This is a genomic window from Skermanella sp. (assembly GCF_059503625.1).
Genome location: NZ_JCACHA010000704.1, coordinates 1 through 8,647, shown reverse-complemented (window position 1 = coordinate 8,647; position 8,647 = coordinate 1). Strand labels below are relative to the sequence as shown.

10 protein-coding genes are annotated in these 8,647 nt (G+C 65.6%); 6 read left to right on the top strand and 4 right to left on the bottom strand.

Features of this window, described 5'->3' with window-relative positions; all coding sequences use genetic code 11:
• Positions 1–349: hypothetical protein (locus AC5JJ6_RS23455; RefSeq protein WP_496044372.1), on the top strand; the 349-nt coding region annotated here is incomplete at its 5' end.
• Positions 350–391: 42 nt separating this feature from the next.
• On the opposite strand, the gene AC5JJ6_RS23450 is transcribed toward AC5JJ6_RS23455, so the two are convergent.
• Together AC5JJ6_RS23450 and AC5JJ6_RS23445 are read right to left on the bottom strand one after the other, a co-directional pair.
• Positions 392–889 carry a hypothetical protein gene (locus tag AC5JJ6_RS23450; RefSeq protein WP_496044371.1) on the bottom strand — a complete coding sequence of 166 codons (498 nt, stop codon included), beginning with the start codon at positions 887–889 and terminating at the stop codon, positions 392–394.
• An 82-nt stretch (positions 890–971) separates the two neighbouring features.
• Positions 972–1,526, bottom strand: a complete 555-nt coding sequence (locus AC5JJ6_RS23445; protein ID WP_496044370.1) for a DUF2780 domain-containing protein — start codon at positions 1,524–1,526, stop codon at positions 972–974.
• Positions 1,527–1,842: 316 nt separating this feature from the next.
• On the opposite strand from AC5JJ6_RS23445, the gene AC5JJ6_RS23440 reads away from it, so the two are divergent.
• Positions 1,843–4,023 carry a malate synthase G gene (locus tag AC5JJ6_RS23440; RefSeq protein WP_496044369.1) on the top strand — a complete coding sequence of 727 codons (2,181 nt, stop codon included), beginning with the start codon at positions 1,843–1,845 and terminating at the stop codon, positions 4,021–4,023.
• A gap of 54 nt (positions 4,024–4,077) precedes the next feature.
• Here the strand turns inward: AC5JJ6_RS23440 and AC5JJ6_RS23435 are convergent, their stop codons facing one another.
• Both AC5JJ6_RS23435 and AC5JJ6_RS23430 read right to left on the bottom strand, forming a co-directional pair.
• Positions 4,078–4,401: a helix-turn-helix domain-containing protein gene (locus AC5JJ6_RS23435; RefSeq protein WP_496044368.1), complete on the bottom strand. Its 324-nt coding sequence runs from the start codon at positions 4,399–4,401 to the stop codon at positions 4,078–4,080.
• A complete protein-coding gene (locus AC5JJ6_RS23430) occupies positions 4,391–4,750 on the bottom strand; it encodes a type II toxin-antitoxin system RelE/ParE family toxin (RefSeq protein ID WP_496044367.1) in 360 nt (119 codons plus the stop codon). The genes AC5JJ6_RS23435 and AC5JJ6_RS23430 overlap by 11 nt, the downstream gene beginning before the upstream one ends.
• 168 nt (positions 4,751–4,918) lie before the next feature.
• On the opposite strand from AC5JJ6_RS23430, the gene AC5JJ6_RS23425 reads away from it, so the two are divergent.
• The 4 genes from AC5JJ6_RS23425 (at position 4,919) to AC5JJ6_RS23410 (ending at position 8,409) form a co-directional block, all read left to right on the top strand.
• Entirely contained in the window at positions 4,919–5,938 is a 1,020-nt protein-coding gene (locus AC5JJ6_RS23425; RefSeq protein ID WP_496044366.1) for an NAD(P)/FAD-dependent oxidoreductase, read from the top strand.
• Between the two features lie 95 nt (positions 5,939–6,033).
• Positions 6,034–7,191 carry an NAD(P)/FAD-dependent oxidoreductase gene (locus tag AC5JJ6_RS23420; RefSeq protein ID WP_496044365.1) on the top strand — a complete coding sequence of 386 codons (1,158 nt, stop codon included), beginning with the start codon at positions 6,034–6,036 and terminating at the stop codon, positions 7,189–7,191.
• A gap of 68 nt (positions 7,192–7,259) precedes the next feature.
• On the top strand, positions 7,260–7,796 hold the full coding sequence (locus AC5JJ6_RS23415) for a hypothetical protein (protein WP_496044364.1): 537 nt from the start codon (positions 7,260–7,262) through the stop codon (positions 7,794–7,796).
• Between the two features lie 178 nt (positions 7,797–7,974).
• Positions 7,975–8,409: a CBS domain-containing protein gene (locus tag AC5JJ6_RS23410; protein WP_496044363.1), complete on the top strand. Its 435-nt coding sequence runs from the start codon at positions 7,975–7,977 to the stop codon at positions 8,407–8,409.
• Positions 8,410–8,647 lie beyond the last annotated feature (238 nt).

Genomic DNA, 8,647 nt, shown 5'->3' with positions numbered 1-8,647 from the left:
GCTTGGACACCAGATCCGCACGGCGATGTCGATGCTGGAACTGCGCCGTCCGATCCTGCTAAGCGCGGTGCCGACCGCGATCGACGCCGTCGGGGAGCTGGACGAGCACGCGGTCGTTTATTACTGCGACACCAACTTCACCCTGATGGCCGACGTCAGCTGTTGCTCCATCAAGGCGATGGAAGCCGAACTGGCGGTTCGCGCCGACCTCATCATCGCGGCGACGCCCGAACTGGCCAGGCGCTTTCCCTGCCACAGGACCGTGGTCATCGACCAGGACGACGAAGCGGACGGAAGCTGGACCGCCCGTGCCGCAACGGTCGGACGCCTGCTCGACCAGCTCGCCTGAACGGCCGGAACGCCCCGTTGGAATGATGCCGTCCGGGAGCCGTCAGACGCGCGGCAGGATCTCGACCGTTTCGCCGAGCGGGCGGCCATCCGCCAGCCAAAGAAGCGCCTTGCGGCCGAACATGGGCGTGCCGGGCACGGTCCGCCCCGCCTCCGCCAGCGCCTCGTTCGCCGTGACCTTGAAGAAGCTGACCGGTTCGGTCGTGAAGGCGATCCCTTCCTGCTGAAGGGAGCGGCCGAACGGCACCGTCGCGGAGGCCAGCCGCCCGAGCACGCCGTTGCCCAATGCCCCGGTCAGGGCCCGCACTTCGGCGATCTCGACCGGCAGGTCGCCGGTTCCGGCGACAAGGACGACGCGGCGCACCAGCACCGCCCCGTCTGCCGTCACGCCGTGCCGCAGGACGAGAGCGCTCAGCATCCCGTTCCAGTGCGCCGACAGGGTCGCCGTCATCGACGCGTTGTGGTCCAGCAGCGCCCGGAAGGCCGGAGGCAATGCCGACGAGGCTACTTCATCGAAGGACGACATTTCGAACGCGGACATGAGATCTGACATTTCGGGCAATCGATTTCCTGTCCGCCGACGGCCAAACCTTGGCCGGTCCCCGTCCTAACCGGTGGCAGTCTTAGCCAGTCAGGGCGCTCTTCAGCAAGCCCGCCGCACCGCCGCCGCCACTGGAGTTGAGATATTCCATCACGACGGGAAGGAACTTGCCCGCCATGTCGGGCGACATGCCCAGGGACGAGAACGATCCGGCGAGCGGCGCCAGGGCTCCCAGTCCGCCGGCGGCACCGCCGCCGCCGACGCTGCCGAGCGCGCCGGTCGCCATCCCGGCCAGTCCGCCGCTGTCGGCCTGTCCCTTGGAAGAGGACGCGCTGGAGGCGGTTCCCATCAGGCCGTCGATGCCGGGGACCTGGCTCTGGACCTGACCGAACTGCTCCGGCGCCATCCGCTGCTTCGCCAGATTGAACAGGGCGCCCGCCCCGCCTTCGGCCTGCGGCTTGGTGACGCCCAGCTGCGACGTCAGCGCATTGATGAGACCTCCCGCATCGGCGGCACGGGCGCTGCCCGTCGGACCGCCGAACGCGGCCAGGGCGGTGAATAGAAACAGAACCAAGGCGCGGACGGGGAAGCCAGCCTTAATTGAGAAGATCGCCCGAAATGATGTGACATGCCGCATGGTATTTTGTTCTCCATTATGAAAGGCGTGCAATGCAACTCCGTGGAGCCGCGGCAGTGGCGGTGATGTGGGACAGGGCAATTGGACTTGCAACGTTTGCCCCGTGGTTTGTGAAGGGAGCGCCCGGTCCACCGGCAGCATTGCCCGCTGGGCGCCCATCCCACGCTAACAGGCGCCGAGACAGGAATTCACGGAACAACAGCTATGCCGACTGTATTTTTGACTCTGGTGTTGATGCGGTGCACAAACACGCATGGCGCCGTCAGGGAAATGATTGGATGCCGATAAAATGAATGATATGCAGGAGGGTGGAGTTTTGAGTGAATGGAACCAGATCGGCGAATTGCAGGTTGCCGCCGAACTTCGTGAGTTCATCGAAAAGGAAGCGCTGCCGGGAACCGGGATCGAGCCGGACCGCCTGTGGAGCGCTCTGGACGCCATCCTCCACGATCTGGCGCCGCGCAACCGCGAACTCCTGAAAAAGCGCGACGACCTGCAAGCCAGGATCGACGCTTGGTACGGCGACCACCGCAGCCGCCCGATCGACCTGGAGGAGTACAAGAGCTTCCTGCGCGAGATCGGCTACCTGCTGCCCGAAGGCGAGGACTTCCAGATATCGACCGCCAATGTCGATCCGGAAATCTCGACCATCGCCGGCCCGCAGCTGGTCGTCCCCGTCATGAACGCGCGCTACGCCCTGAACGCCGCCAACGCGCGCTGGGGCAGCCTGTACGACTCGCTCTACGGGACGGACGCCATTCCGTCCGACGACGAGAATACCCCTGTCGGCGGCTACGATCCGCACCGGGGCGCCAAGGTCATCGCCTATGCCCGCCAGGTCCTGGACGATGCGGCGCCGCTGGTCGAGGGGTCCCACACCGATGCGGCGGGCTATTCCATCGCGGACGGCAAGCTGTCGGTCACGCTGAAGGGCGGCGGCACCACGACGCTCCGCGATGCCGCCAAGCTGGCCGGCTACCAGGGCGACGCGGCATCGCCGGCCGCGATCCTGCTGGCCAACCACGGCCTGCACCTTGAGATCCGGTTCGACCGCGAACACTTCATCGGCAAGGACGACGCCGCCGGCATTTCCGACGTCGTCGCGGAATCCGCCCTGACCACGATCATGGACTGCGAGGACAGCGTCGCCGCCGTCGATGCCGAGGACAAGGTCACGATCTACCGCAACTGGCTCGGCCTGATGAACGGCAAGCTCAGCGCCACCCTGGAAAAGGGCGGCAAGCGGATCGAGCGCCGGCTGAACCCCGACCGCACCTACACGACGCCGGACGGCGGCACGCTCACCCTGCCCGGCCGCAGCCTGATGCTGGTCCGCAACGTCGGCCACCTGATGACGATCGACGCGGTCAAGCTTAAGGACGGCAGCGAGGCGCCGGAAGGCATCCTGGACGCGCTGTTCACGACGCTGATAGCGATGCACGACCTGAAGAAGGGTGAAGGCGACCTGCGCAACAGCCGCACCGGCTCGCTCTACATCGTCAAGCCGAAGATGCACGGCCCGGAGGAAGTCGCCTTCGCCGACGAGCTGTTCGGCCGGGTCGAAGATGCCCTGGGACTTGCCCGCTACACGATCAAGATGGGCATCATGGACGAGGAGCGCCGGACGACGGTGAACCTGAAGGAGTGCATCCGGGCCGCCAAGGACCGGGTCGCTTTCATCAACACCGGGTTCCTCGACCGCACGGGCGACGAGATCCACACCGCCATGGAAGCCGGCGCCGTGCTGCGCAAGGGCGACATGAAGGGTTCGGTCTGGATCAAGGCGTACGAGGACAGCAACGTCGATACCGGACTGGCGGCCGGCCTGAAGGGCCGCGCCCAGATCGGCAAGGGCATGTGGGCGATGCCCGACCGCATGGCCGAGATGCTGAAGACCAAGATCGGCCACCCGCAGGCCGGCGCCAACACCGCATGGGTCCCCTCGCCGACCGCCGCCACTCTCCACGCCCTGCACTACCATCAGGTCGACGTGGCCGCCCGGCAGGAGGAGCTGAAGGGCCAGAAACGCGGCAAGCTGGACGACATCCTGACGATCCCGCTGGCCGACCGGCCGAACTGGGCGCCGGACGCCGTGCAGCAGGAACTGGACAACAACGCGCAGGGCATCCTGGGCTACGTCGTCCGCTGGATCGACCAGGGCGTCGGCTGCTCCAAGGTGCCGGACATCGACAATGTCGGCCTGATGGAAGACCGCGCCACGCTGCGCATCTCCAGCCAGCACATCGCCAACTGGCTGCGCCACGGCATCGCGTCGGAGGAGCAGGTGGTCGAGACGATGAAGCGCATGGCCGCCGTGGTCGACCGCCAGAACGCCGGCGATCCGCAGTACAAGGCGATGGCGGCCGATTTCGACGGCAGCATCGCCTTCCAGGCGGCGCTGGACCTCGTGCTGAAGGGCCGCGAGCAACCCAATGGCTACACCGAACCCGTCCTGCACCGCCGCCGCCGCGAGCTGAAGCGGAAGCTGGCGGGGTAACGCTTCGACATGCACCCTCCCGCCGCCCACTGCGGCGGGAGGGCCGTCGACCGGTCAAGCCAGCATTTGCAAACCGTGCTTGCGCACGATCGTCAGAAGCTTCAGGGCCGGTCCGCTCGGCCGCTTGGCGCCGCTCTCCCACTTCTGCACCGTCGATTCGCTGGTATTGAGATAGCGGGCGAAGACCGGCTGACTGACATGGTTGCTTTCTCGGAGAGCCTTGATTTCCTCCGGCTGAAGATCGGCCGGAACCGTAAGGCAGCTCTCGTCGAAGCTCCTCATCGTTGCCTTATCGATCGTTCCAGCCCGATACATGCCGTCGGCGGCGCTGTGTATAGCCTCGAAAGCATCGTTCCTGAACTTGCGCTTATTTGGCATGGCATATCTCCAAGAGGGCGCCGATTCTCAGTTCCGCCTCCAGATCAACGTCTGACTTCCTTCGATAAAGATCCGCAAGCCTGCGGAACTCTCTCAACTCATCGTCATCTATGCTTGCCCGATCCTTCTTTGCGAAGAGATAGACAAAAACCCAGAACTCTCCACTTTTCGCCACTACGATGGATCGATGCATGTTGTCGTTAAGGCGCTTCTTGAAAACGCCTCCGCCAAGGTCATCGGCTTGCCCCTGGACCATCTGGACGATAGCTTTGCATAAAGCCGCATCTGAGATGCGTGCCTTGCTTGCCGCCTTGGCGAACCACGCTGTTTTGAACGTTCGTTCGATCATGCATTTATGTAGCACTAAGTGCTACTTTTTTCCATGCCCCGTCTTCATTCGGAGCCGCCGCCGCCGCGAGCTGAAGCGGAAGCTGGCGGGGTAATAGTGGAATATCCGGGAACGCCGCACCCCAAGGTCCGTTGAGGGCATGCGCAGCCAATCAGCGGGTGGGGGAAAATGACTGGCAAGCTCGATTGCCTGATCGTCGGCGGCGGACCCGGCGGGTTGACGGCGGCTATATATCTGGCGCGTTTCCGGCGCACCGTGCTGGTGGTCGACGAGGCCAAGAGCCGGTGCGCCTGGATACCGACGTCCCACAATCATGCAGGCTTCATGAACGGCATCAACGGGCTGGACCTGCTCGACCGGATGCGCTGCCAGGCGGCCCAGTACGGCGCCCGCATCGAGACCGGCTCGATCAAGTCGCTGCGGTGCATCGATCAAGGCGGCTTCGTCGCCACGACCGAAGCGGGCGAGGAACTGGCCGCCGAGACCGTCATCCTGGCGACGGGCGTGATCGACGACCAGCCGCGTCTGCCCGACCTGTTCGACGCCGTCCAGCGCGGCCTGATCCGCGTCTGCCCGATCTGCGACGCCTTCGAGGTGATCGACAAGAAGGTCGCGGTGATCGGCCACGGCCGCGACGCCATGGGCGAGGTCCTGTTCATCCGCGGCTACACCGCCGACCTGACCCTGCTGACCCTCGGCACTCCGATGAACCTGACCGCCGAGGACCGGAACAAGCTGTCCGAACTCGGCATCCGCACGGTGGAGGAGCAGGTCGAGCGGGTGACCGAGGAAGACGGCAGGATCACCAAGGTCGTCCTGAAGAGCGGCGAGGAACTGTCGTTCGACACGCTCTATTCGGCGCTCGGCACCCTGGCCCGCTCGACGCTTGCCGCCCAGGTCGGCGCCGACATGAACGACCAGGGACGGGTGATCGTGGACAGCCACTGCCGGACGTCGGTTCCCGGCTTCTATGCCGCCGGGGACATCGTCGAGGGCCTGAACCAGATCTCCGTCGCCATGGGCCAGGCCGCCGTCGCCGCAACAGCCGTCCACAACCACCTCCGCCGCTGCGAAGGCATGATCCCGCCCGACAGCGCCGTTCCCCCGGCCGATCCGGAGCCGATCCAAACCCCCGGGACCACGCTGGCGGCTTGCACCCAACCGCCGGAAGCAGGAGCGGGGAAGTAGCCGGCACTCACCCCCCTGCCCCTCTGGTCAGCGCCTAGGTTGGGCGCTACGCTGACAGCCGACCAGCCTTGATGGCGGATACAGAGCGGCGGACCATGACTTCCTGCGACTTCCTGATTATCGGCGGCGGCATCGCCGGAGCCTCGGCGGCGTTCGAACTGGCGGCGTCCGGCAGCGTCGTGCTTATAGAACGAGAGAGTCAGCCGGGGTATCACTCGACCGGGCGCTCCGCCGCCCTCTACTCCGAAACCTACGGCAATCCGACGATCCGTGCCCTGACCGTCGGCAGCCGCGCCTTCTACGACGGGGTCGCCGGGGCAGGTTTTTCCGAACACCCGGTGCTGACCCCACGCGGCGTCCTGCTGATCGGGCGGGACGACCAGCGCGCCGCGATCGACCGCGCTTTCCAGGCGGGAAGCGTGCTCACCCCAAGCGTGCGGGTGCTGACGGCTGCCGAAACGCTGAGGATGGCGCCCATGCTGCGCCCCGACTATGTCGCCGGAGCGGTATGGGAACCGGACGCGATGGATATGGACGTCCACGCGATCCATCACGGCTACCTGAGGGGCCTGCGCGCCCGTGGCGGGCGGATCGCGACCGATGCGGAACTCCTGGGCCTAACCCGCCGCGACGGGCTCTGGCACGCGGAAACCCGCGCGGGGTCCTATTCGGCACCCTGGGTCGTCAATGCGGCCGGCGCCTGGGCCGATACCGTGGCCGCACTGGCGGGTCTGGCCCCCATCGGCCTCGTCCCGAAGCGCCGGACGGCAATCACCTTCGACCCGGTCTTCGATCCGGAAAGGACCGATCCAGGGCAGGCCGGCATGCCGCACTGGCCGATGGTCTGCGACGTGGAAGAGACGTTCTACTTCAAGCCCGAGGGCGGACGCCTGCTGGCATCCCCCGCCGACGAGACGCCGTCGGACCCCTGCGATGCGCAGGCGGAGGAACTGGACGTCGCCTTGACGGTTGACCGGATCGAACAAGCCTCTTTGTTCTCGATTCGCCGGATCAGCCACCGGTGGGCCGGCCTGCGCACCTTCGCGCCGGACAAGACACCGGTGGTCGGACCCGATTCAGGGTCGGAGGGTTTCTTCTGGCTGGCGGGTCAGGGCGGTTACGGCATCCAGACCGCCCCTGCCATGGCGAGGACTGCCGCCGGGCTGCTGACCTCCGGCAAAATCCCGGAGGATCTGGCCGCCCTGGGTGTCGGCGCGGAGGATCTTGCGCCTGGGCGGCTGAGGGCAAACTGAACGGCGAGGCCGCGAAGCGGCCCTGGAACGACGAGGCCGCGAAGCGGCCCTGAACGAGGTACCGGAAGATGAACGACACGGCGAACCGTCATCGATCGACCATCCATTCACGCATCGGCGGGCCGGTCCTGCTGGGGGCCGCCGTCATCGTCCTGGCATCCTGCGCTAATCCCAGGGCCGACGAGGCTCTGTTCGCCCAGCAGGCCTTCATCGGCATGCCAAAGCAGACGCTTCTGTCCTGTGCCGGCGTACCGGAGCGCAGCACCTCGGTCGACAACCTGGAATACTTCACCTACACTAGCAACCGCACGGTCTCCTATCAGAGCTATACGCCTTTCATGGGGCCGGGGCGGTTCTACGGCTATGGCTACGGCTATCCTTATTACGGCGGCTACGCGCCAACCTACGACATCAGGAACTACAGTTGCCAGGCGACGTTCACGCTGCGGAACGGCAAGGTCGAAAGGCTCGTCTACGGCGGACCCGAGGGTATCGGCCCCAGCCAGCTGGCGCAGTGCCAGACGATCGTGGAGGCTTGCCTCGCCCTGGTGCCGCAGCAGACTCCTGCCCTCTCCTCTCCGGCCGCTTCGGCGCCGGCCCGTTAGCGTTCCTCCAACAATTTCGAGTTCCTGACAACTGCGGCTTGCACTCAGCCCGTCGGATGGTCCTATCATGTAGAGGTGACCCCGATTGGCCGGAGGCGGCCATGATCGTCACTCAACGATAGCGGTCCGGCCGCACGAACGGGACGGGCCGCCTTGATACCAAGGAGGAGCAAGTCCCATGCATGTCGCAGCAGTCATCAAGCGCAAGGGGTCCGGCGTCGTTTCCATCACGCCCGAGCGCACCATCGCCGACGCCACCAAACTGCTGACCGAGAACCGCATCGGCGCCGTCCTCGTGATGGACGGCGGCGAGGACATCCGGGGCATCATCTCCGAGCGGGACATCATCCGGGCGCTCGCCAAGCATGGCGCGGAGGCGCTTACCCACACGGTCGGCTCGCTGATGACCCGCGAGGTCCAGCAGTGCTCGCCCAACGACACCATCGCGGAGGTCATGACAACGATGACCACGCGGCGATTCCGTCACCTTCCTGTTGTGGACGGCGGCAAGTTGATGGGCATGATCAGCATCGGCGACGTGGTCAAGCAGCGGCTGGACGACACCGAGCTGGAAGTGGAAACCCTGCGCGGCTACGTCACGGGCCAGGGCTGACCGGATAGCCCGTCTCCTCCCGCTACCCCTGTCGCTCTCACCGCGCCGTGATCGCTGGGGGAGCGCCGGATATCCGTGCGCTCCCCCAGTCCTTGAAGAACGCCCCATGCCCAGCGCAACGGACCTAAGACGCCGGTTGACGTTTACGTAAACTGTATGTATCCGTTCCACGTGAAGCCGCCATTACTGGTTTAAAAACAGGCGGAATGAAGAGCACCCTTGGGAGGTAATGATCCAT